The organism is Streptomyces sp. JH34, assembly GCF_029428875.1.
GTDB lineage: Bacteria > Actinomycetota > Actinomycetes > Streptomycetales > Streptomycetaceae > Streptomyces.
In genome coordinates this window covers 4674138-4694392 of the sequence record NZ_JAJSOO010000001.1, presented here as the reverse complement: position 1 = coordinate 4694392, position 20255 = coordinate 4674138, and the positions used below count along the sequence as shown (strand labels likewise).

Here is a 20255-nt window from a genome sequence, read left to right as displayed (position 1 = left end):
TTACGGTTCGTCACTCTTCGGTGCTTGTGCTTTCGTTCGGTGTTCGTTAGCCGAGGCCGTTCACGAGTTTTCGTCGGTTCACTGACGGGGCTCTGTGCCTGCGAGGTGCGGAATTTCGTGGGCTGGGGCAGGTTGACGGCCCGGCTGTCGCGTCGGGTGGGCGCCGGGGTTACTCGGCGGCATCGGCGGGCTGGACCGGCTGAAGCTCGAGGGCGACGGCGCCGCCCAACCGGGCCTTCTTGGCAGTGAGAGTAGCCTCCTTGGTACGGGAGATCAGTACCAACCGAAACGGCGCGGGCCCCAGCGCACTCACCATCGCGGCCCGCAGCTTGCCGCTGACTTCATCGAGCCCATCAAGGAACAGCGCGACGCGGCCTGTCTCTAACAGTTGACGAGCACGCTCTCGTCCGCCGCGACCGCGACTCACGGTGTACTCGCGGGAAAGCCGGTTCGCGGCCCAGGCAGTTGCGCTCCGCCCGTCGCCCGCGAGCACGCCAACACACCCTGTCTGGCCGCCGCCCTCGATGCGGAGTACGCCTCCCGCGTCGCGCAGGCCGAGCCCTGCTCAACACCTGGGCAAGAGGAAGACCACCAAGCCCTACACCGTGCCGCCCACAGAGTGCCTGGCCACGGGCGCGGCACTCGACATCGCGCCGAAGTTGCTCGACACGCATGATCCGGGAGACGCCCGGCGTCGGTAGGCGCCGGGCGTTCAACGGCTGAGTGAGGCCGACCTCGCGCTTAGCACCTGGCTCCGCCGCCCGTCTTGGATCTCGGGCTCGCTGAGGCAAGCCGTCATTGATCTTCCGGCGGTCAGAAGGCTGCAGCGTGATCGCTCAGCTGGTGACGCACCACGCCAGGGGCATCGGCTGTGGCTTACCCAGGTGCATGGCTTGATTATCCCCTGTCACGTCCGTGAGCCGGTGGTGGAATTCGGGAGCGGCAGAGCCATACCGCCCGCATCTTCGCCTGTTGGAGGAGGAGACCGTGGTCGTGAATCGCCTATCGGATCCGGTTAGCGAGTGACGGTACAGCGTGCTCGTTGCCGCTGCCGGTCCAGCGCCCAAGGACCAGCCAGAGTTCGTAGTGCAGGAGCCACGCCGACGTCCACGGCAGGATCGTTTCCGAGAGGAACATGTGCTCTCTCCACTCCCCGGGCAGATGCAGGCACAGGTCGCCGTCGGGGTAGACATGCGGGAGCGCCGTGGCGTCCGGATGCAGCGCCAGCGGCGGGTCAGTGACAGTCACGCGTGGCCTGCGCCGGTGACGGTAGACGATCCGCACCGTGTAGTTCCTGCTCACGGGGGTGGGCTGCAGTGTGAGCGTGCAGACGAGTTCACCACCTCGTACCGTCCCGTGGGCGCCGGGGATGGCCCCTTTGATCGCGGCCATCTGACGGCCAAGGTTAACCGCGCGCGTTGGGATGCTGGCCATAGAAGGTGTTCGACTTCCTACGAGGACCCACAGCGGTCGCGGAGAGCAGTCCGGTGGCGCCCATCCGCTGACCGACGGGGGCCTTCACACGGGCCCCGTAGCTCGCGAAGGAGCGCGTCACTGGGCCCTCTGCGAAGGATTTGACGAGCTGGGAGTAGACCACGTCTAGGCCCTTGGACTCCGACAGGGCCAGGTTGTCCATGATCGTGTTGATCTCGTTGAACCAGGAGAGGAACGCCCGTCGCCGCTCAGGGTACTCATTCCACTTATCGGTGAAGTTCTCCTCCTCGTGGGCGGGGTTGGGAACCCACCACTGACCGTCGCGCTTCTCGATGAAGTGCGACATGGCGGCGAGCACGTTGCGCACGGCGGTGAAGAGATCGTCCTCGCCGCGGTAGGCACGGCTGGCCAGTGTGGTCAGGAGGATAGACGGCGGCCGGTTGTCCATGTCTTCGGCGAAGAAGAGCATGCAATGCCACTTGATGATCTGCACGAGGCGCTGCAGGGTGCTGCGGATGTGGTGGTCGGGGACCTTCGCGACGTTGGCATACCGCTTTTCGAGCAGTGCGCGGGAAAGTTCCGAGCGTGTGCGGAACCAGTCCGCGTAGCCGAGGGGGTTGCTGTGCTGCCAGGCGCGGAGCTTCTTGTCGGTCAGGAGGATTCCAGTGGGCGGGTGTTCTTCGTCGGGGATGGCGGGCAGGACGTCGAGGTGGAAGTCCGGGTATCCGAGGGTCCAGCAGCGGCGGCGGGCTTGAAGGCTCTCCGGGCCGTCGGTGTGACCCTGGCGCTGCTTCCAGCGTCGGTAGGTGGCGAGTTGGTTGCCGACTCGCTGCTTGAGCTCTTCCTTCGTCGTGCTGTCCCGGTGCACCGGGAGCCGGCAGACGAGGTCGATGTCATACTCGCCGGTCTCTGTGTTGGGGCGGACCACGGTGCCGAGGAGGAAGGAGCCCTGGGAGTGGATCTGCCATCCGGGACTGCCGTTCTCGGCGAGCCAGTTCCCGACCTCTTCGTAGCGTTGGATCGCGGTGTCGCGGAGGTGCGGGGCGATGTCGAGGACTTCCACGGCGCCACCGAGCAGCATAGAGAGCATCTGTTCTGGCGAGTCGGTGTTATCCCGCGTCTGATGGTGCGCGTTCACGTCATTCCTTACGAGCGGGATGGAGGGGGACGAATGCCGGTGCGTGGTGATCGCAGAAGATGCGGTGGACCGCCGGGGAGACATCGCGGCTGACGTGTCCGGCCAGTCCCGAAAGGGTTTTTGTGTCGACATCGTCTAGGGCGACGGCGCCGGTGGGGACCATCGGGTTGAGGCGGAGCACGTTCTCCTTGCCGACGAAGTGGCGTACCTGCTTGGCCGCGCTCTCGCTCTGTGCGCGCATGAGCACCTCGACCGCGTCGCCGGCCCAGGGCAGCAGGCCCCCACGGTCGAGACGGCGGTGACGGTGGCGGACATCGGTCGTGGTCCCGAGGCTGAATACCCGGATCGTGTCGAGAGGCACAGACAGCGGGCCCACTGCCTCGGTCAGCGCGACCATGGCCGGGTTGTTCGCCCAGACGCCGCCGTCGACGAGTCGTGCTCCGTCCAGGGGCATCCCGGGCAGGTAGGTCGGCGCGGCGGAGGTGGCCAGCGCGACGCTGACGGCTTTCTCGCGCCAGTCGCGCTTAAGGCCTGGCAGATGCGGGGTCCGAAAGAGGTAGACGTCGTCGGCGGCGATGTTGTAGGAGGTGATCACCAGGCGTTTGGTGCTCTCCCCGAAGGTCCGGTCGCCGAAGACTTGGGTAAGAGCCGCGCGCAGCGGTTCCGTGCTGTACTTCGCGCGCACCAGGTGCCTCAGGCTCCGCATGCGGCTGCGGTCCCGGAAGATGCGCGGCCCGTGCTCGGTGTAAAACTCCAGGATCTGCTGCGGGGACAGCCCGAGTCCGAGGCCCATCGCGATGATCCCGCCTGTCGAGGTGCCCGCGATCAGGTCGAAGTGGTCAGCAATGCGGACACCGAGATCCTCTTCGAGGCGGGCCAGGACCGCGGCGGAGAACATGCCGCGGAAACCACCGCCGTCGAGGGCCAGTATCTGGAAACGCTCCGTCACTTCAACCGCCCCCGCACCATGGGTCCTTCGAAGGCTCCGCCAGCCGAGGCCGGATCTCCGCCATCGAGAGTACTTAATATCACGACACACATTTCCGTGCGGGTTTCCACGCGCAAGTCGTAAGGTCTGTGTCGGCCACGCACCCTGGAGCGTGCGCGGCTTCCGTGTTCCGCCAAGATGTGGAGATCAAGATCAGACAGGTCAGGCAAGGGGAAAGATGAGCACGCAGGCGTTCGAGCGCTCTCGGCTGCGGACCGCCCGCGAACTGGCCGGGCTGAGCCAGGCGCAGCTCGCCCGCGAGAGCGGGCTCACTCCTGCCGCGATCAGCCAGTTCGAGAGCGGCGCGGCACGGCCCAGCCCGGACACGAGCGGTGTCCTGGCCACGGTCCTTGGGGTGCCCCCGACGTTCTTCCATGAAGCAATGGTCGAAAGCCATGAAGGCTTCTTCCGATCACTGCGCCGGACCTCGGTGCCCGACCGCCGCCGCGCACGGGCCATCGCTCACGTCGCCCACGATCTGGCCGTCCATGCCTCGTCCGCACAACGGTTCTGCGCCGGCGACGTGCCGACGCTCCCCGTAAGCGGACTACAGGCCGAACGAGCCGAGATCGAGGAGACCGCGGCCCGAGTGCGGACGATGTGGGGGCTGCCCTCAGGGCCAGTCCCCGACGTCGTGGGACTTCTTGAGATGCACGGCATCGCGGTGATCCGCCTTCCCCTCGACAACACGGACGTCGACGCCTTCTCCTTGCCCTTTCCCGACCATCCGGTCATCGTCCTGGGCGCCGACAAGAACGACCGTGCCCGCTCCCGCTTCGACAGCGCGCACGAACTCGCCCACCTCGTGCTACATGGCGAGCAGATCTGGGGTGTCAAAGAGGTCGAGACTCAGGCCCACCAGTTCGCGGCGGCCTTCCTCATGCCCGCCGATAACATCCACGACCAGTTGCCGACCACGGTCGACTGGCCGACCCTATTCGCGCTCAAACGGCAGTGGCAGGTGTCCCTGGCCGCTCTGCTCATGCGTGCCCGGACCCTGGGACGCATGAGCGAGAACACCTACCTGACCGCCATCAAGGCGGCGTCCACCCGGGGGTGGCGCCGCGTCGAACCGGTCCCTCTCGGCCGGCCGGAGCAACCGACAAGGCTCCTCGCCTACCTCACCTCTGCCGATAGTGCCCCGGCACGGGCCATCCTGCCGTCTCAGATCGTGGAAAGCCTCCAGGCCGCGTCAGCGGCATGACCGCACCGGCTGCGTACGCGTAAGACGTCCGTACGCAGCCGCATCACGCCGTCCCCGCGCAAGGGCGTCGGGACCTCCGAGGCAGCCCGCTGCCCGTTCCTACGCCTCGCCCTCGTCCGTGCGCGAGGGCTCCGGGTTGCGCTCGTTGTGGCTGAGTGCTTCGGGGATCAGCTCGCAGCACACTCTGACCAGTTCATTCGGTTGGCCGCGTACACCTCCCAAACGGACGGAACGCTCCACGACCGCCTGGTTGCCCAGTGAGTCGAGCCAGATCCGGACCGTCTCTGCCTCGGGCCCTTCCGAGGAAGGAGCGAGGACCTCAACGAGACCGGCACGGGCGACGACACTTATGGCTCTACGCGCGCCCCGCACGCATTTTGTCCGTTTTGCTAGGTATAACGCCCTGGTAGGGCAGGTCAGTGGTCCTGACGACCTGCCAGCCCCGTGCCACCGTCGCAGTGCGTCCACCGCCGCCTGCTGCGCTCTTGCCTTCACCGCCATGCCGGCGTTCCAGGCCAAGCACCTTCCGCAGTACCACCGTCACCAGCCGGTAGACGTTGCCTCCATCTGTATCTCGGCGAACCCCAACGAGCCGCCAAGCCTGACGGCACCTACCAGCCAAGTCCGGCTTCTCCAAAGCGCACCACTCCGTACAAGCTGCGGCGGTCGCAAGAAGGAGAACCGCCTTGACGCAAGAAGTGCACCCACCGATCTCACTCCACGGTTACGCGGAGGCCGCCGCCATCCTCAAAGTTGATGAGTCGTGGTTGCGCCGCCACATCAAGAAGATGCCGCACAGCAAACTCGGGGGACGCGTCCGCTTCACTGACGAGGACGTCCGACGCATCGTGGCTCTCTTTCACCAAGAACCATCCACGGCAAACCTGGCTGCGTCCTGCGCCACCATCAGCCCGAGCCCTCTCCGAGCCCTTCGACCGATTCCCCGCTCCACGACGGGGCGCGCGTCCTGACTCTGCCCTCCGCCCTTCGCGAACGGCCCCGGAAGTGCTCCGGGGCCGTTTCACCGTCCGCGTCAGTTGCAGTCCTGGAGAGGCGCGGACAGGAGATTCGTCACTCGCCTCCACCGCCACCTGGCTCCTACGCGGTGAGGGCGTTTGGCCATGGCCAAACCGAATCGCACACAGCGGCACACCGCGGCACTTCACGTCATACATCTGCACCCATTCGTCCGCTTTCCCAGCAAAGCCGCAGGTCACGATCGGAATACAGAACAGGTTCAAGTCCCGTTACTCACCCTGAATGATCAGCCCCTGACCTGGGACAACGGGTCAGGGGCTGATCCTTTTTCGTTTGCGGTCCGGCCCGGGGGCCGTCCGGACCGGTTCGGGCCCGGGTTCATCCGTTGTCCGGGCTCTGTTCCTCGAGGTCGTCCGCGGCCGCCCGCGGTTTGACGTAGAGGATCTCGCGGGCCTGTTCCGCCGCGCGGGTCGTGCTCTCGCCGATGAAGTCGAGGAAGCGGGCGATGTTCTCCAGGCGGACGGCCGCCGGGGTACCCGGGCCGAGGACGCCGACGCCCTGCCGCGCGGTCTCTATGACCTGCACGAGGGCCTGGGCGCTGGCGATCGTCGCCTGGTACCAGACGTCGTCGTCGACGATGTAGCGCTCGCGCCGGCGTTCGTCGCGCTCCCTGCGGACCAGGCCCTGGCTCTCGAGAAACGTGATCGCCTTGGAGATGGACGCCGGGCTGACCTGGAGGCGCTCGACGAGCTCGGAGGCGGTGAGACTGCCCGAGTCGGTGATGTAGAGGCAGGACATCACGCGTGCCATCATCCTGGGCGTGCCCGACGCCATCATGACGGTGGTGAACACCTCTTCGTACTCCTTCACCGCCTCGGCGTCACGCCCGTGGGGCTGCGGCGACGCCCCGGATCCCCGGGGCGTGGCCTGCCTGCGGCGTCGGGTGCGCTGCTCGGTGGCACGCTGGGCGAGGTCGGCGCGGTATCCGGTGGGCCCGCCGTTGCGCATCACCTCGCGCGTGACCGTCGAGGTCGGGCGGTCGAGGCGTCTGGCGATCTCCGCGTAGGCGAGACCGTCGCCCAGTCCCAGCGCGATCTGCTGACGTTCCTGCTGGGTGAGTCTGCCTCCCGGCATCGCGGCCTCTCCTTCATGTGGTCCGTGGTGTCGTCACCCTAGCGTCCCCGTAGTTCGTTGCAACGAAAGATGCGAACATTGTTGCATTCGAGTCCCACTCACCGCAACGAAAAAGCGCTCGTGGACTGCATCTAGACTTTCGCCCTGCAACACATTAATTTCTGCATTGTGAAATGCAACGTAGCGTTTCCAGTAACAGAAAGTCACGCGTCCAGGATTGCGCGGTGCGTGTCCCGGACCCGCGGGCGCCGCGAACGGCCGAGGGCGCCGAAGCGCGCGGCCCGGCCTCCTGCGACCGGCTCGGTGACACCGGCCACACGCGACTCCGGGTCGCGTGCCGATCCGCATGCCGGGCACCCGGCCCCACGGGGCCTGCCGCACTGTCCCCCGACGCGGCGGGGCCTTTTCGTGCCCGCTCCACGGGCGGGCCCGCTGCTCGCCGAATATCCGCAGCTGTGTGGAAGGCGTGATGAGGGTTCATGCATACGTTCGGATCCCATGGGCACGCGCAGTTCATCCCCGAACGAATGGCTGACCGAACAGAGCGGACAGGAAGCCACACTGACGCACGGCAGGTGAACCACATGGCGACGACCGGAAACACCAAGAACGATCAAGGCGGCAATGGAAGCAGCGGCCGGGTCGATGTCTCCACGGCGATGCGAGGCGCAGCCGAACAGCTTTCCCAACTCCTCCAGCGCGAGCCCGATTCGGTGTCTTCGCTGAGCGCTACGGACGACGGCTGGACGGCACATGTGGAAGTCGTCGAGATCGAGAAGATCCCGGACACCACCAGTGTGATGGCCTCTTATCGCGTGAACCTCGACAGCCAGGGCCAACTCGTGGGTTACGAGCGAATTCGACGGTACTCGCGAGGTCAGGTCGACCGCTGACCGCCGACCGAGCAGCCACACCCGAGTGAAAACTCATTGGAAGGAAGACCGACCATGAGTCTTGTACAGCAGAGCAACGCCTCCAACAGCGGGGGTGGATCAGGAAATCTCTACGACGTTCTCGAGCTCATCCTCGACAGGGGGCTCGTCATCGATGCCTTCGTCCGTGTCTCGCTCGTGGGAATCGAGATCCTCAAGATCGACGTGCGTGTGGTCGTCGCAAGCGTGGACACGTATCTGCGCTTCGCCGAGGCATGCAACCGTCTGGACCTCGAGTCGGGCCGAAAGGCACCGGCGCAGCTCACCGACATAGTCGGAGACACGATGGAGAGCGGCGCCAAGGGTAAGTCGAAAGGCGCGCTGACCGGCGCCGTCGAAGCCTTCACGGACTCCCTGGGTGGCCGTGAGGACTCCGAGGACAAGGAGAAGGAGAAGCGGCCGGCGCGCAAGTCCACCGCTTCGAGCAGCAGCCGCCGTACCGCTCAGCGGCGGGAGGAGTAGCAGATGTCGACCTACGTCTACGCCATCACGGCCGCCGACCACCCGCTTCGCCTTGACGGCCTGTCCGGCATAGGGAATCCGGCCTCCGACCTGCGCACAGTCAAGACGTCGGAGCTCAGCGCGGTGGTCAGCGACTCACCGCCCGACCTGCGGGCGAAGCGACGTGATCTCGTCGCCCACCAGAGCGTGCTGGAGCGCCTCATGGCCGACGGGGCGGCGCTGCCGATGCGGTTCGGCCTGGTCGGGCCCGACGACGACCAGGTACGCGCGGCGCTCGACCAGGGGAAGGACGGCTACACGGCCCGCCTTTCCGAACTGGACGGTCGTCTCGAATACAACCTGAAGGTCTCGCGCGACGAGGAGAGCCTGCTCCGGGAAATCCTCTCGGAATCACCCGAGGCCCGCCGGCTCAGCGAGTACACCCGGCAGAATCCGGGAGCCCAGGACCAGAAGATGGCACTCGGCGAGCTCGTTTCGCACGAGGTCCAGGCCAGGCAGGAAGCGGCGGGAAGGGAAGTGGCGGCCGCGCTGGCGACGGCCGCGGAGCGGGTCTCCGAAGGAGAACCCACGAAGACCCACTTCCTGAACGTGTCCTACCTCGTTCGACGCGACAAGGCATCCGCCTTCTCGCAGGCGGTGCACGAAGAGGCCGAACGCAGGGGTGACGAGTACACGTTCGCCCTCAACGGGCCTCTTCCGCCGTACAGCTTCGTCTGACGCACGTCCCTCGCAGAGGGGAGGCACCTGTTCATGGGCCTCATTTCACATCTGCTCACTCTTCCGCTGGCCCCGGTGCGCGGTACGACATGGGTTCTCGATCAAGTGGTGCTGGCAGCAGAACGCGAGCACTACGATCCGGGCCCCGTGCGCACGCGATTGGCGGAGCTGGAACGCGAATTGCTGAGCGGAGGAATCGACGAGGAAGAATTCGACCGGCGCGAGGACGAACTGCTGGACCGGCTCGCCGAGTGCGAGGCCCACCAGCGCCGTCTGAACGAAAATTCCTGACCCTGGAGATTGAGGTGCTCGACAGATGACCGGCAACGCCAAGATAGGTGCGGCCCTGGTGGGTGGATACCTGCTGGGACGCACGAAGAAGGCCAAGCTGGCGATCGGCTTCGGAATGTTCCTGGCAGGCAAGAAGCTGAACCTGGACCCGAAACAGCTCGGCAAGATGCTGGCCGACTCGCCGCTCCTCGGCACCGTCAACGACCAGGTCCGCAACGAGCTGGTGGGCGCCACGAAGACGGCCGCCACCAACGCCCTGACCCAGCGCGCGACCGGCCTCGCCGACTCCTTGCGCCGACGCACCCTGGAACTCGAGGACCGCTCCAACCCGGAGACGCGGGACGACGAGGACGAGGAGGACGAGACCCTCGACGCGCGGGACTCCCAGGACGCGGAAGACGAGGACGAGGAGGGCGTCGGCACGGAGGAGAAGCAGGCCCCGCGCCGCACGGCGGCCAGGAAGACCGCCAAGAAGACGGCCAGGCCGGCGGCGAAGTCGGGAGGATCCGCCGACGGAGCCCGCCGTACCGCCTCGGGCCGCGCCGGCAAGAAGACGGCTTCGGCCACCCGCAAGAGCGCCTCCGGGGCCCGCAGGACGGCTTCGTCGAGCGCTCGCCGGGACCGGGGTGGCAGCAATGACTGACTCGGCATTCAGCAAGCTCAAGGACGACGTGGCGAACAATCCCGCCACCGACCGCCTCAAGGAAGAGCTGCAGAACTACCTCAGGGCCAGGACGCAGAGCGCCGTCACCAGCCTCGGCCACAAGCTGGGCGAGGGGGTCGGCAGACTCGCGGACGGCAAGGACGCCCCCGGCGGCGCGGTGAAGAGCCTCGCCAAGGGCGGCAAGGCCCTCAGCGAGGGCAAGTCACCGGCCCAGGCCGCTGTCAGCGCCGGAGCCTCCCATGTGAAGGAGGCCGTCAAGGACAAGGTCAAGGGTCTGTTCGGCAAGGGGCGCAAGGGCGGCGGAGGCAAGTCCAAGAGCGTCACGATCTCCGAGGACATCGATGTGGGCGTCCCGGTACGTGAGGCGTACGACCAGTGGACGCAGTTCCAGGAGTTCAGCACCTTCGCCAAGGGTGTCGTGAGTGTCGAGAAGTCCGACGACACGAGCAGCAACTGGAAGGTGAAGGTCGCCAAGTCCACGCGCAGCTGGAAGGCGAACGTCACCGAGCAGGTACCGGACGAACGGATCACCTGGACCACGGAGGGCGCCAAGGGAACGGTCAAGGGCGTGGTGACGTTCCACGCCCTCACCGACGACCTGACCCGTGTCCTGCTGGTTCTCGAATACTTCCCCAAGGGGCTGTTCGAGAAGACCGGCAACATCTGGCGCGCCCAGGGCCGCAGGGCCCGTCTCGATCTGAAGCTCTACCGCAAGTTCATCATGATGCGGGGCGAGGCGACCGACGGATGGCGCGGTGAGATCCGCGACGGCGAGGTCGTCGTGGAGCACGACGAGGCCGTCGAGGCGGAGGAGTCCCGCGCCGAGGAGGAGCACCCCTCGGAGGCGGAGGAGTCCGGCCCTGAGGACGCCGAGGCAGAGTCCGGACAGGACGATGAAGCCGACGACGAGGACGACGACGAGTTCGCCGACGAGGACGACGAGGCGGACGACGCGGACGACGCGGACGACGAGCACGCCTCGGAGTACGACGACGAGGAACTCCCGCCCGAGGACGAGGAACTCCCGTCCGAGGAGGAAGCGGACGAGGACGAGGACGAGGACGAGGCTGCCGCCGACGAGGCTCGCGCTGAGGACGCCTACGAGGACGAGGAGGAGCCCCTTGAGGACGAGGAAGAGACCGAGGAGCCGGCCCCTCGCACCCGGCGCCGTACCGCCTCCGCACGCAGCTGACGTGCCCCGCCCACAGCACGGATGGGACTGATCCGAAGTGACCGATTCACTGGCCGGCCGTATGGGTGCCTCTTCGGCGGCGTCCCCGTACGGCCGGCAGGAGTCCTCCGCCAATCTGGCGGACATCCTCGAACGCGTCCTGGACAAGGGCGTCGTCATCGCGGGTGACATCCAGATCAACCTGCTGGACATCGAGCTCCTGACGATCAAGTTGCGGCTGCTGGTCGCCTCCGTGGACAAGGCCAAGGAGATGGGCATCGACTGGTGGGAGCACGATCCCTCGCTCTCCTCCAGGGCCCGCTCCTCGCCCCGGGGCGAGGTGCACGGATCGTCGGGGGACGACGATCCGGCGGTGGGGCGGCTGGAGGCGGAGAACGCCCGCCTGCGGGCCGAGATGGCCGAGCTGAGGGCAGCGGTGGGCCTGCCCGGCTCGTCGGCGGACGGAACGGGTCAGGGAGCGCTTCCCGGGCGTACCGGGGCGCAGGACGCGGAAGGTGAGGAGTCGAAGTGACCGCGCGAACGGAACCGGTGGCGGGCTCGGTGATGTCCTACGTCTACGCCGTGGGCCGCGCCGGGACCCCTCTCGAAGCAGCGCTCACGGGCCTGCCCGGTCTTGAGGGAACCCCACTGCGCGCCGTCCGCGCCGGGGACCTCGTGGCGGTGGTCTCGTCGGTCCCCTCCGCTTCGTACGGAACCGAGGGCGTGAAGGCGCGGATGGAGGATCTCGACCGGCTCGAAGTGATGGCACGCACCCACCACGCGGTCGTCGAGGCCGCCTACGAGCACGCGACCGTACTGCCCATGCGCCTGGTGACGGTCTACCTCGACGACGGGCGTGTACGGGAGATGCTCAACGAACGCGAGCCGGAGTTCTCCCCCCTGCTCGCCCGCCTCGAAGGCCACGTCGAACTCGGGGTCAAGGTCTACGCCGACCCCCGTGAGGCGGTCGCGGTGGGCAGCCGCGACGCGGCGGAGACCACAGCGGCCGGCCCCGGACGGGCCTACCTGCAGAGGCGCCGCGCCCATCAGCAGAACCACCGAGAGACCTATCGTGCAGCGGGCGTGGTGGCCTCCGAGGTGCCGGCCCGGGTGGCCGAGATCGCCAGAGCGCATGTCACGCACCGACCTCAGCAGGGAGATCTCGCGCAGGCCGCGGGCGAGAACATCGTCAACGACGCCTACCTGGTCCGCGCCACCCAGGCCGACGCGTTCCGCGCGGCACTCACGGGTCTCGCCGACGGTGTACCGGGCGTGCGCGTCGACATCACCGGCCCCTGGGCGCCGTACTCCTTCGCGACACCGCCCGCGCCGGGTGGCGGCGAGCCACGATGAACGACGAACTGAGCGCGGCCATGCCCGGCGCGGGCTTCGCCGAATCCCGTGCCGGGCACCCCGGGGCACCCGACGATTCCGTCGATTCCCTGGCCGGACGCCAGGTGGCACTCATCGACCTGCTGGACCGCTTGCTGAACGGTGGAGCGGTGCTCACGGGCGATCTGGTGCTCTCCATCGCCGACGTCGATCTGGTGCACATCAATCTGAGAGCCGTGATCCGGTCGATCACGTCGGAGGAACCGGCGCCGTGGTGACCGCCGCCGTCATGTCCGGCCCCGCGACCGCGCACGTACGAAGGGCACTCCATGGCCGAGCGAACTGAGCAAGCCGGGCAACCGGGACCGCGTGCGCAGGCGACGGACCTGCAGGAGGTCGCCCAGGCCGCGGCCCGTGCCTTCGACCTCGTACCCGCCGGGCCGGAGGAGCGGGTGACCCGCGACGGACTGGCCCAGCGCCTGGAGACCGACCCTGAGACGGTCGAACGCGACCTCATCAAACTGGTGCTGACCATCGTCGAACTGCTGCGCCAGCTCATGGAGCGCACCGCTCTGCACCGGGTCGATGTGGGTGATCTCCGCGAGGACCAGGAAGAACGCATCGGGATGACGCTGATGATCCTGCAGGACCGGATGTCGGAGCTCTGCAGCCGCTACGACCTCACCATGGAGGACCTCAACCTCGACCTGGGGCCGCTGGGTTCACTGCTTCCACGGGATCCCGGCTGAATCCGACCGCTTCGTTTCGAGATGCACCGAGGGGTTACACGAACACCATGACTGCAGAGAGCGAAGGATCCAAGAACGTGAACGGTTCCGCGGCGAAGGCCGGTTCCGGTGCCAGGACGGCCGCCGCCAAGGGGCGACGGGCCACCGCGGCGGCCGGCGACCACGCCGAGTCCGGCTCGGCGGTCGCCGCCTCGAAGGCCAAGTCGTCGGCGCGGGAGGCCAAGTCGTCCGCCCAGGACGCCGTCGGGTCGGCGGAGACCGGCGTACGGTCGGCCGGCCTGGCCACGAAGCGGGCCGCCGTCGCGGGCTGGGACACCGGTCGGCAGACCGTCCTGGACACGGCGGGCAAGGTCACCTCGACCGCCGCCACCGCGTGGACGGTCGTCAAGCACCGCAAGGCCATAGCCGTGGGCGCCGCCGCGGGCCTCGGCGGCCTCGTCGGTGGAGCGTTCGCCCTCGGACGCCAGACGGCCAGGACCCACGCCGGTCCGATCACCCGTCTCACCGGCGGCCGGATCTGACCGGACCGCTGCAGGCACATGCCCAGGAGAGGGCCGGCAGAGCGCTGCCGGCCCTCTTCGCCGTGCGGCGCCCGTCACCGGACGGCAGGCCGCGCGCCTCAGGACGACTCGCGTACCACCAGCTCCGTGGGCAGCACGATCCTCGGGCGCTCCCGTGTGCCGTCGCCCGAGGAGCGGTTCGCGATCTCCTGGAGCAGGACGCGCGTCATCGTGCGGCCCATCTCCTCGATCGGCTGGCGCACGCTCGTCAGGGGCGGGTCCATGTGGCGGGCCACCGCGGAGTCGTCGAAGCCGATCAGGGCCACGTCGTCCGGGATGCGCCGGCCCGACTCGCGCAGGACGTGGCGGGCGCCCGCCGCCATCACGTCGGAGGCGGCGAAGACCGCGTCGACGTCGGGGCGGCGCTCCAGCAGCTCGCGCATCGCGCGGGCCCCGCCCTCCTCGCTGAAGTCGGCGGGTGCGATCAGCCGTTCGTCGGGGTCGAGACCGGCGGCGGCGACGGCCTTGCGGTAGCCGTCGAGGCGGCGCTGGGCTCCGTAGACGTCCAGCCGGCCGGTGATCGTGGCGATGTTGCGGCGACCTCGCGATATGAAGTGGTCGACGGCCGCGCGGGCACCCTCGAAGTTGTCGGAGTCCACGGAGGGCAGCGTCTCCGCCGCGTGCCTGCGTCCGCTGATCACGGCGGGCATGCCGAGCTGTTCGAGGAGGTCGGGCAGCGGGTCGTCCGCGTGGACGGAGACCAGGAGTACCCCGTCGACCCGGTGCGCGGTCAGGTACTGGGCCAGCCGGCGGCGCTCACGGTCGTTGCCCGCCAGGGTCAGCAGCAGCTGCATCTCGGTGTCGGCGAGGGCCGCTCCGACCCCCCGCACGATGTCGGAGAAGTACGGCTCGGCGAAGAACCGGGTCTCGGACTCGGGCACGACGAGGGCGATCGCGTCCGTGCGGTTGCCGGCGAGTGCGCGGGCCGCCCGGTTGGGCACGTACCCCAGCTCGGCGACGGCCGCCTCGACGGCTTCCCTGGTCTGGGCGCTGACCCGCGGCGAGCCGTTGATGACGCGTGAGGCCGTACCCCGCCCCACTCCGGCCCGGGCCGCTACCTCTTCGAGCGTGGGCCGCCCGCCACTCCGTACTCGCGCTGCCGCCATGGCTGCCTCCCGTTCGCGGTCAATTTCTCACAGCGGGATGGCCAAACCAAGTCCCGCCGTCCGATCCCTTGACACTCGTCGGGACCCAGCGGTCCTCAGCAGCGCCACACTCTTGGGAGCGCTCCCAAGCGTACGGGGTCCGGATGACGAACACGTGAGGCGGGCCGTGGAGCGGGCGATGCCGCCCCCGCGATCACCGGCCGCTCCCGGGGGCGGGCACACAGAAAAGCGGGACCCGGCGAAGTGCCGGGTCCCGCTGTTTCGTCCTGCCGGGGTCAGACGGAGCCGACCGGGGTCAGGCGGAGCCGACCGGGGGCAGCGCGTGGCGGCGGATCACGTCGGAGTACCAGTGGGCACTCGTCTTGGGGATCCTGCGCTGCGAGGCGTAGTCGACGTACACGGCACCGAAGCGCTTCGAATAGCCGTACGCCCACTCGAAGTTGTCCATCAGGGACCAGAGGAAGTAGCCGCGGACGTCCGCGCCGTCGGCGACGGCCCGCTGCACGGCGTCGAGGTGCCCGTGCAGGTAGGCGACACGCTCGGGGTCCTCCACCTTGCCCTCGGGCGAGACGTAGTCGTCGAACGCCGCGCCGTTCTCGGTGACCATGAGCGGCAGGCCGGGGTGGTCCCGGTGGGTGTCCATGAGCAGGTTGTAGAGCCCGTCGGGGTCGATCGACCAGTCCATCGCGGTGCGCTCCTTCCCCTCGGGCAGGTGGAAGGCGACGTGCTCGGATCCGGGCCACGGCGAGTGGTCGCTGGCGCCGTGGGCGTCGCTGCGCGCGTAGTCGGCCCCCTGCGTCGGGGTGGAGACCAGCGTCGGCGTGTAGTAGTTGATGCCGAGGGCGTCGACCGGACGCGAGATGGTGGCGAGGTCGCCGTCCTTGACCAGCTTCGACCAGTCCACCAGGTGCGAGGTGTCGGTGATCAGGTCCTCGGGGTACTCCCCCCGCAGCATCGGACCGGTGAAGACGCGGTTGCCGACCGCGTCGATGCGACGGGCGGCGTCCGCGTCCGCCTCGCTGCCGGTGAGCGGGCGGACCTGGTGGAGGTTGAGGGTGACCGAGGTCTGCGCCGCAGCGGGGAGTTGGGCGCGCAGAACCTCGATCGCCCGGCCATGGGCGAGGTTGAGGTGATGGGCCGCCTGCAGCGCCGCTGCGGGCTCGGTGCGTCCGGGGGCGTGCACGCCGGAGCCGTAACCGAGGTAGGCCGAGCACCACGGCTCGTTGAGGGTGGTCCACATGCCGACGCGGTCACCGAGTGCTCCGGAGACGATCGCGGCGTAGTCGGCGAAGCGGTCGGCGGTCACGCGCTCGGGCCAGCCGCCGGCGTCCTCGAGCTCCTGGGGCAGGTCCCAGTGGTAGAGGGTCGCGACCGGCATGATGCCGGCGTCCAGCAGTTCGTCGACGAGCTTGCGGTAGAAGTCCAGACCGCGCTCGACGGCCGGGCCGCGGCCGGTGGGCTGGACCCGGGACCAGGAGACGGAGAAGCGGTACGCCTTCAGCCCGAGCTGCTTCATCAGGGCGACGTCGTCGCGGTAGCGGTGGTAGTGGTCGGCGGCGATGTCGCCGGTGTCGCCGTTGCGGACCTTGCCGGGCGTCCGGCTGAAGGTGTCCCAGATGGACGGCGTGCGGCCGTCCTCGGCGGCGGCACCCTCGACCTGGTAGGAGGCGGTCGCCGCGCCCCAGATGAAGCCCGTGGGGAACTGCGCCCCGGGCGCCTGCTTCGGGGTGGTGTCGGGTCGTACGGCAGTCATGCGGGAGCGCTCCCATGGGTGGAGGGACAAGGACAGGAAGTGCGGGGCCCCGGCCCCGTACGGCCTGTGGTCAGGTACAGGCCGTACGGAACGGCCGCGGGCCGGACCGGGGAAGGACAGCGGGCCGGGGTCCGGCCGGGTGGAACGGCGGGGCGGGGATCGGACGGGAAGGGCCGGCCGGGGTCAGCCCTTGACGGCGCCGGACATGATTCCCCCGACGATCTGCTTGCCGAAGATCACGAAGACGACGAGCAGGGGCAGGGTGCTGATCAGTGCGCCCGCCATGACGATGCTCTGGTCGGGCACGTAGGACGCGCTCAGCTGGCCGAGGGCCACCTGGAGCGTGGGGTTCTGCTGATTCAGCGCGAGGTACGGCCAGAAGAAGTCGTTCCATGCCTGGACGAACGTAAGCATACCGAGCACCATCATGGCCGGCCGGGCCACCGGGAGCACGATGCTCCACACGATGCGGAGGTTGTTGGCCCCGTCCATCCGGCCCGCCTCGATGAGTTCGTACGGCAGCGCCTCCAGGAGGTACTGACGCATGAAGAACACACCGAACGCGCTCACCAGGGTCGGGAAGATCACCGACTCCAGCTGACCGCCCCAGCCGATGTCCGACATCATCATGAACAGTGGTACGACGCTGAGTTGCGGGGGGATCGTCAGCGTCGCGATGACCGCCGTCATCAGCACGCCGCGGCCCTTGAAGCGCATCTTGGCGAAGGCGTAGCCCGCCAGGGTGCAGAAGAACAGGGTCGCGAGGGTGATGCTGGCGGAGACGATGACCGTGTTGACGATGGCCTTGCCGAGGTTGGCCTGTTCCCAGGCCGCCTCGAGGTTGTTGAGGAGGTTGCCGCCCGGGACGAGCGGCGGCGTGGTGTCCAGGACCTCGTCCTGGGTGCGGGACGCGGCGACGAGCGTCCAGTACAGCGGGAACAGCGAGCCGAGGCCTACGACGGCGAGCGCGAAGTAGGCGAACGGGCCGGCGTGGTGCTGGCGGCCGGCTCCCGGCTTGAAGCGGCGCCGGTGCGGAGCCTCGCCACCCGGCGCGGCCTTGGAGACGCGGCGGTGGTCCGGAGCGGTGACGGTACTGGTGGTGGTCATGGATATCGCTCCCCGTCAGGCCGCGGTCTTGCGCATGAAGCGCCCGACGAGCCAGTTGATCGCGGCAATGAGCAGCAGCAGGACGAGCATCGCCCAGGCGACCGCGGCGGCCGGACCGAGGTGTCCGAGGTTCCAGCCGTAGTTGTAGAGGTAGATGCTGAGCGTCTCGTACTGGTGCTCCGTGCCGCCCTGCGCTCCGATCTGGCCGCCCTCGAGCAGGAGGGGCTCGCCGAAGAGCTGCATGGACCCGATGGTCGAGATGACGATCGTGAAGAGGATCGTCGGGCGCAGCGCGGGGATCGTCACGTTGCGGAACTGCTGCCAGCGCGAGGCCCCGTCGAGCGACGCCGCCTCGTAGAGGTCGGACGGGACGGCCTGCATCGCGGCCAGGTAGATCAGCGTGTTGTAGCCGGTCCAGCGCCAGATGACGATGACCGCGATGGCGATGTTGGACGTCCAGTGCCCGTTGGCCCAGTTCGTCTCGCCGGCACCGAAGAAGCCGAGGACCCAGTTCAGCAGGCCGCCGTCGGCCCGGAACACCAGCGCGAAGACCAGGGCCGCGGACGCCACCGAGGTGGCGTAGGGCGTGAGGATCACGGTGCGCCAGAAGGTGCTGGCCCGCAGCTTGTAGTTCAGCAGGTGGGCGAGCCCCAGCGCGATCATCAGCTGCGGGACGGTCGAGATGACGCCGATGACGAAGGTGTTGGTGACCGCGGTCCAGAACTCGGAGTCCTGGAGGATGTTGCTGAAGTTCTCCCAGCCGACCCACTCCATCTGGTCGAGACTGGTCATCTCCACCCGGTGGAGGGCGATCCAGCCGGTGTAGATGAGCGGGTAGAGCCCGAAGGCCCCGAAGACGAGGAAGAAGGGCGCGATGTAGGCGTACGGGGACGCCTTGTCGTCGAAGCGCCACAGCCGGCTGCGCCATGCCTGGCGGCTCGGCGTCATGGGCTTCGGGGCGCGGCGGCCGGGCCGGGAGCCGTGTGCGCCCCTGGTGGGGGTGGTCGTTGCCACAGGTGGGAGTCCTTCCCTGGGGTGTGCCGACACCGCAGGGGCAGGCCGGACCTCTGTCAGGTCCGGCGGAGGTGTCGGAGAAGGTGCGCGGTGCCGGTGGGGTAACCGGCACCGGTGCGGGCCGGCCGGGACGCGTGGAAGTCGTCCCGGCCGCCCGCACCGGTGAGGATCAGCCGATCACCTTGTCGATCGCCTCGGTCGCCGCCTTCCAGGCGTCGTCCGGCTTGGTGCCCCGCTGCTCCATGTTGTTGATCTGGGTGGAGATGGTGTCCTTGATGACGCCGTCCTTCGGGCCGAGCACCGCCGCGGGGATGGCCTGGGCCTCTTCGGCGTAGATCTCACCGATGGGGGCGTTGTTGAAGTACTCCAGCTTGGCGGTCTTCACGTCGGGGAGCTCGTAGGCGCCCTTGTTCGACGGGAAGAGACCGGCCGCCTTGAAGACGGCCGCCTGCTGCTCGGGGGCGGTCAGCCACTTGACGAGCTCGCCGGCCTCCTTGACGTGCTTGCCCTTGGCGGGCACGGAGAGGAAGGAACCGCCCCAGTTGGCTGCGGTGTCACCCGGGGTGCGGGCGATGTCCCACTTGCCCTTGAACTCGTCACCGGCGTACGTGGAGATCTGCGCGGCCATCCACGCGGGGCAGGCCACGGTGGCGATGCTGCCCTTGCGCAGGGCCGCCTGCCACGGCGGGCTGAACTGGGCCAGGCCCTGGGTCAGCTTCTTGTCGACCGCCTCGGAGGCGAGCTTCCAGCCCGCCTTGACGCCGGCGCTCTCCTTGTAGATCGCCTTGCCGTCCTTGGAGTAGTACTGCTCCGAGTCGGAGCTGACCACGCCGTTGTACATGGCGCTGGCCGAGTCCATGAAGAACGAGCCCGCGGGGGCCTTCTTCTTGTACTCCTCACCGAGCGCGAGGTAGTCCTCCCAGCCGCCGGCGAGCTTCGCGGCGACCTCGGTGCGGTCGGCGGGCAGCCCGGCCTTCTCGAAGAGGTCGCGGCGGTAACAGATCGACATGGGGCCGATGTCGGTGCCGGCACCGATGACCTTGCCCTCGTCGGTGCTCGCCTGCAGCGCCTTCCAGTTCACCCACTGGTCGGGGTCGACCACCTTGGAGAGGTCGGCGAAGGCGTCCGCCTTGGTGTCGACGAGCTCCTTCACCCGGCCGACCTCGATGCCCTGCACATCGGCCAGACCGCTGCCCGTGTTGAGCTGCTGGAGGAACTTGGGGTAGTAGACCTTCTCGTCGGCCGTGACGTTTTCCTTGACCGTGATGTTCGGGTGGAGCTCGTGGTACTTCTCGAAGAGCCCCGCCTCCTTGTAGCCGAACTGTCCGAAGTCGGCCACGGTCAGGGTGATGTTGCCGTTCGCGTCGGCCTCGTCGGAGTCCGACCCCGAGTCGCTGCAGCCGGTCAGCATCAGGGCGGCGGCCGTGAGGCCCGTGGTGGCCATGACGGCGGTTCTGCGGCTTCGACCTGCGACGGTGCGGGTGATGCGCATTCCACTACTCCTTGTTCCAGGGTGGGACT

23 protein-coding genes are annotated in these 20255 nt (G+C 68.2%); 13 read left to right on the top strand and 10 right to left on the bottom strand.

Annotation, left to right across the window (positions count from 1 at the left end; translation table 11 throughout):
- Nucleotides 1-169 precede the first annotated feature (169 nt).
- The 4 genes from LWJ43_RS21015 to LWJ43_RS21000 form a co-directional block, all read right to left on the bottom strand.
- Nucleotides 170-493 (bottom strand): hypothetical protein, encoded by a 324-nt coding sequence (locus tag LWJ43_RS21015; RefSeq protein WP_277333767.1) that lies wholly within the window; start codon nt 491-493, stop codon nt 170-172.
- 509 nt (nt 494-1002) lie between these two features.
- A complete protein-coding gene (locus tag LWJ43_RS21010) occupies nt 1003-1392 on the bottom strand; it encodes a hypothetical protein (protein ID WP_277333766.1) in 390 nt (129 codons plus the stop codon).
- A 13-nt stretch (nt 1393-1405) separates the two neighbouring features.
- Nucleotides 1406-2524: a nucleotidyltransferase domain-containing protein gene (locus LWJ43_RS21005; RefSeq protein ID WP_277333765.1), complete on the bottom strand. Its 1119-nt coding sequence runs from the start codon at nt 2522-2524 to the stop codon at nt 1406-1408.
- Between the two features lie 49 nt (nt 2525-2573).
- Nucleotides 2574-3521 carry a CBASS cGAMP-activated phospholipase gene (locus LWJ43_RS21000; RefSeq protein ID WP_277333764.1) on the bottom strand — a complete coding sequence of 316 codons (948 nt, stop codon included), beginning with the start codon at nt 3519-3521 and terminating at the stop codon, nt 2574-2576.
- Between the two features lie 217 nt (nt 3522-3738).
- On the opposite strand from LWJ43_RS21000, the gene LWJ43_RS20995 reads away from it, so the two are divergent.
- Nucleotides 3739-4764 (top strand): XRE family transcriptional regulator, encoded by a 1026-nt coding sequence (locus tag LWJ43_RS20995; RefSeq protein WP_277333763.1) that lies wholly within the window; start codon nt 3739-3741, stop codon nt 4762-4764.
- A 698-nt stretch (nt 4765-5462) separates the two neighbouring features.
- A complete protein-coding gene (locus tag LWJ43_RS32920; protein WP_346772015.1) occupies nt 5463-5735 on the top strand; it encodes a helix-turn-helix domain-containing protein in 273 nt (90 codons plus the stop codon).
- 385 nt (nt 5736-6120) lie between these two features.
- Here the strand turns inward: LWJ43_RS32920 and LWJ43_RS20990 are convergent, their stop codons facing one another.
- A complete protein-coding gene (locus tag LWJ43_RS20990) occupies nt 6121-6876 on the bottom strand; it encodes a GbsR/MarR family transcriptional regulator (protein ID WP_277333762.1) in 756 nt (251 codons plus the stop codon).
- Nucleotides 6877-7460: 584 nt separating this feature from the next.
- Here LWJ43_RS20990 and LWJ43_RS20985 point away from each other — a divergent pair.
- From LWJ43_RS20985 to LWJ43_RS20935, 11 genes are read left to right on the top strand one after another with little or no spacing between them, the layout of a single operon-like run.
- Nucleotides 7461-7769 carry a gas vesicle protein GvpO gene (locus tag LWJ43_RS20985; protein ID WP_277333761.1) on the top strand — a complete coding sequence of 103 codons (309 nt, stop codon included), beginning with the start codon at nt 7461-7463 and terminating at the stop codon, nt 7767-7769.
- A 54-nt stretch (nt 7770-7823) separates the two neighbouring features.
- On the top strand, nt 7824-8270 hold the full coding sequence (locus LWJ43_RS20980; RefSeq protein WP_277333760.1) for a gas vesicle structural protein GvpA: 447 nt from the start codon (nt 7824-7826) through the stop codon (nt 8268-8270).
- A 3-nt stretch (nt 8271-8273) separates the two neighbouring features.
- Entirely contained in the window at nt 8274-8987 is a 714-nt protein-coding gene (locus LWJ43_RS20975; RefSeq protein WP_277333759.1) for a GvpL/GvpF family gas vesicle protein, read from the top strand.
- Nucleotides 8988-9020: 33 nt separating this feature from the next.
- Nucleotides 9021-9278: a gas vesicle protein GvpG gene (locus LWJ43_RS20970; protein WP_277333758.1), complete on the top strand. Its 258-nt coding sequence runs from the start codon at nt 9021-9023 to the stop codon at nt 9276-9278.
- 25 nt (nt 9279-9303) lie between these two features.
- Nucleotides 9304-9921, top strand: a complete 618-nt coding sequence (locus LWJ43_RS20965; RefSeq protein ID WP_277333757.1) for a hypothetical protein — start codon at nt 9304-9306, stop codon at nt 9919-9921.
- Nucleotides 9914-11134 carry an SRPBCC family protein gene (locus tag LWJ43_RS20960; protein WP_277333756.1) on the top strand — a complete coding sequence of 407 codons (1221 nt, stop codon included), beginning with the start codon at nt 9914-9916 and terminating at the stop codon, nt 11132-11134. Before LWJ43_RS20965 ends, LWJ43_RS20960 begins: the two co-directional genes overlap by 8 nt.
- 37 nt (nt 11135-11171) lie before the next feature.
- Nucleotides 11172-11645 carry a gas vesicle protein gene (locus tag LWJ43_RS20955; RefSeq protein ID WP_385451273.1) on the top strand — a complete coding sequence of 158 codons (474 nt, stop codon included), beginning with the start codon at nt 11172-11174 and terminating at the stop codon, nt 11643-11645.
- Entirely contained in the window at nt 11642-12466 is an 825-nt protein-coding gene (locus LWJ43_RS20950) for a GvpL/GvpF family gas vesicle protein (RefSeq protein WP_277333755.1), read from the top strand. Before LWJ43_RS20955 ends, LWJ43_RS20950 begins: the two co-directional genes overlap by 4 nt.
- Nucleotides 12463-12723, top strand: a complete 261-nt coding sequence (locus LWJ43_RS33100) for a gas vesicle protein (protein ID WP_462100899.1) — start codon at nt 12463-12465, stop codon at nt 12721-12723. The genes LWJ43_RS20950 and LWJ43_RS33100 overlap by 4 nt, the downstream gene beginning before the upstream one ends.
- Before the next feature lie 51 nt (nt 12724-12774).
- Nucleotides 12775-13194 (top strand): gas vesicle protein K, encoded by a 420-nt coding sequence (locus LWJ43_RS20940; protein WP_277333754.1) that lies wholly within the window; start codon nt 12775-12777, stop codon nt 13192-13194.
- Nucleotides 13195-13241: 47 nt separating this feature from the next.
- Nucleotides 13242-13715 carry a hypothetical protein gene (locus LWJ43_RS20935; protein ID WP_277333753.1) on the top strand — a complete coding sequence of 158 codons (474 nt, stop codon included), beginning with the start codon at nt 13242-13244 and terminating at the stop codon, nt 13713-13715.
- 98 nt (nt 13716-13813) lie between these two features.
- On the opposite strand, the gene LWJ43_RS20930 is transcribed toward LWJ43_RS20935, so the two are convergent.
- From LWJ43_RS20930 to LWJ43_RS20910, 5 genes are all read right to left on the bottom strand, one after another.
- Entirely contained in the window at nt 13814-14860 is a 1047-nt protein-coding gene (locus LWJ43_RS20930) for a LacI family DNA-binding transcriptional regulator (RefSeq protein WP_277333752.1), read from the bottom strand.
- Nucleotides 14861-15155: 295 nt separating this feature from the next.
- Complete coding sequence (locus LWJ43_RS20925; protein ID WP_277333751.1) at nt 15156-16613, bottom strand: GH1 family beta-glucosidase; 1458 nt, start codon at nt 16611-16613, stop codon at nt 15156-15158.
- Between the two features lie 183 nt (nt 16614-16796).
- The gene (locus tag LWJ43_RS20920) at nt 16797-17720 is read right to left on the bottom strand and encodes a carbohydrate ABC transporter permease (RefSeq protein WP_277333750.1); all 924 of its coding nucleotides are present in this window, start codon (nt 17718-17720) and stop codon (nt 16797-16799) included.
- Nucleotides 17721-17735: 15 nt separating this feature from the next.
- A complete protein-coding gene (locus LWJ43_RS20915; RefSeq protein WP_277333749.1) occupies nt 17736-18734 on the bottom strand; it encodes a carbohydrate ABC transporter permease in 999 nt (332 codons plus the stop codon).
- 169 nt (nt 18735-18903) lie between these two features.
- Entirely contained in the window at nt 18904-20226 is a 1323-nt protein-coding gene (locus LWJ43_RS20910; RefSeq protein WP_277333748.1) for an ABC transporter substrate-binding protein, read from the bottom strand.
- Nucleotides 20227-20255: the final 29 nt, after the last annotated feature.

Excerpts from the sequence above, each read along its gene's own strand:
- LWJ43_RS20965 (WP_277333757.1), top strand. The coding sequence starts at position 9,304 with ATGACCGGCAACGCCAAGATAGGTGCGGCCCTGGTGGGTGGATACCTG.
- LWJ43_RS20985 (WP_277333761.1), top strand. The coding sequence starts at position 7,461 with ATGGCGACGACCGGAAACACCAAGAACGATCAAGGCGGCAATGGAAGC.
- LWJ43_RS20990 (WP_277333762.1), bottom strand. The coding sequence starts at position 6,876 with ATGCCGGGAGGCAGACTCACCCAGCAGGAACGTCAGCAGATCGCGCTG.
- LWJ43_RS20920 (WP_277333750.1), bottom strand. The coding sequence starts at position 17,720 with ATGACCACCACCAGTACCGTCACCGCTCCGGACCACCGCCGCGTCTCC.
- LWJ43_RS20980 (WP_277333760.1), top strand. The coding sequence starts at position 7,824 with ATGAGTCTTGTACAGCAGAGCAACGCCTCCAACAGCGGGGGTGGATCA.
- LWJ43_RS33100 (WP_462100899.1), top strand. The coding sequence starts at position 12,463 with ATGAACGACGAACTGAGCGCGGCCATGCCCGGCGCGGGCTTCGCCGAA.
- LWJ43_RS20960 (WP_277333756.1), top strand. The coding sequence starts at position 9,914 with ATGACTGACTCGGCATTCAGCAAGCTCAAGGACGACGTGGCGAACAAT.
- LWJ43_RS20970 (WP_277333758.1), top strand. The coding sequence starts at position 9,021 with ATGGGCCTCATTTCACATCTGCTCACTCTTCCGCTGGCCCCGGTGCGC.
- LWJ43_RS20930 (WP_277333752.1), bottom strand. The coding sequence starts at position 14,860 with ATGGCGGCAGCGCGAGTACGGAGTGGCGGGCGGCCCACGCTCGAAGAG.
- LWJ43_RS20910 (WP_277333748.1), bottom strand. The coding sequence starts at position 20,226 with ATGCGCATCACCCGCACCGTCGCAGGTCGAAGCCGCAGAACCGCCGTC.
- LWJ43_RS20995 (WP_277333763.1), top strand. The coding sequence starts at position 3,739 with ATGAGCACGCAGGCGTTCGAGCGCTCTCGGCTGCGGACCGCCCGCGAA.
- LWJ43_RS20935 (WP_277333753.1), top strand. The coding sequence starts at position 13,242 with ATGACTGCAGAGAGCGAAGGATCCAAGAACGTGAACGGTTCCGCGGCG.
- LWJ43_RS20975 (WP_277333759.1), top strand. The coding sequence starts at position 8,274 with ATGTCGACCTACGTCTACGCCATCACGGCCGCCGACCACCCGCTTCGC.
- LWJ43_RS20940 (WP_277333754.1), top strand. The coding sequence starts at position 12,775 with ATGGCCGAGCGAACTGAGCAAGCCGGGCAACCGGGACCGCGTGCGCAG.
- LWJ43_RS20925 (WP_277333751.1), bottom strand. The coding sequence starts at position 16,613 with ATGACTGCCGTACGACCCGACACCACCCCGAAGCAGGCGCCCGGGGCG.
- LWJ43_RS21010 (WP_277333766.1), bottom strand. The coding sequence starts at position 1,392 with ATGGCCGCGATCAAAGGGGCCATCCCCGGCGCCCACGGGACGGTACGA.
- LWJ43_RS21005 (WP_277333765.1), bottom strand. The coding sequence starts at position 2,524 with ATGCTCTCTATGCTGCTCGGTGGCGCCGTGGAAGTCCTCGACATCGCC.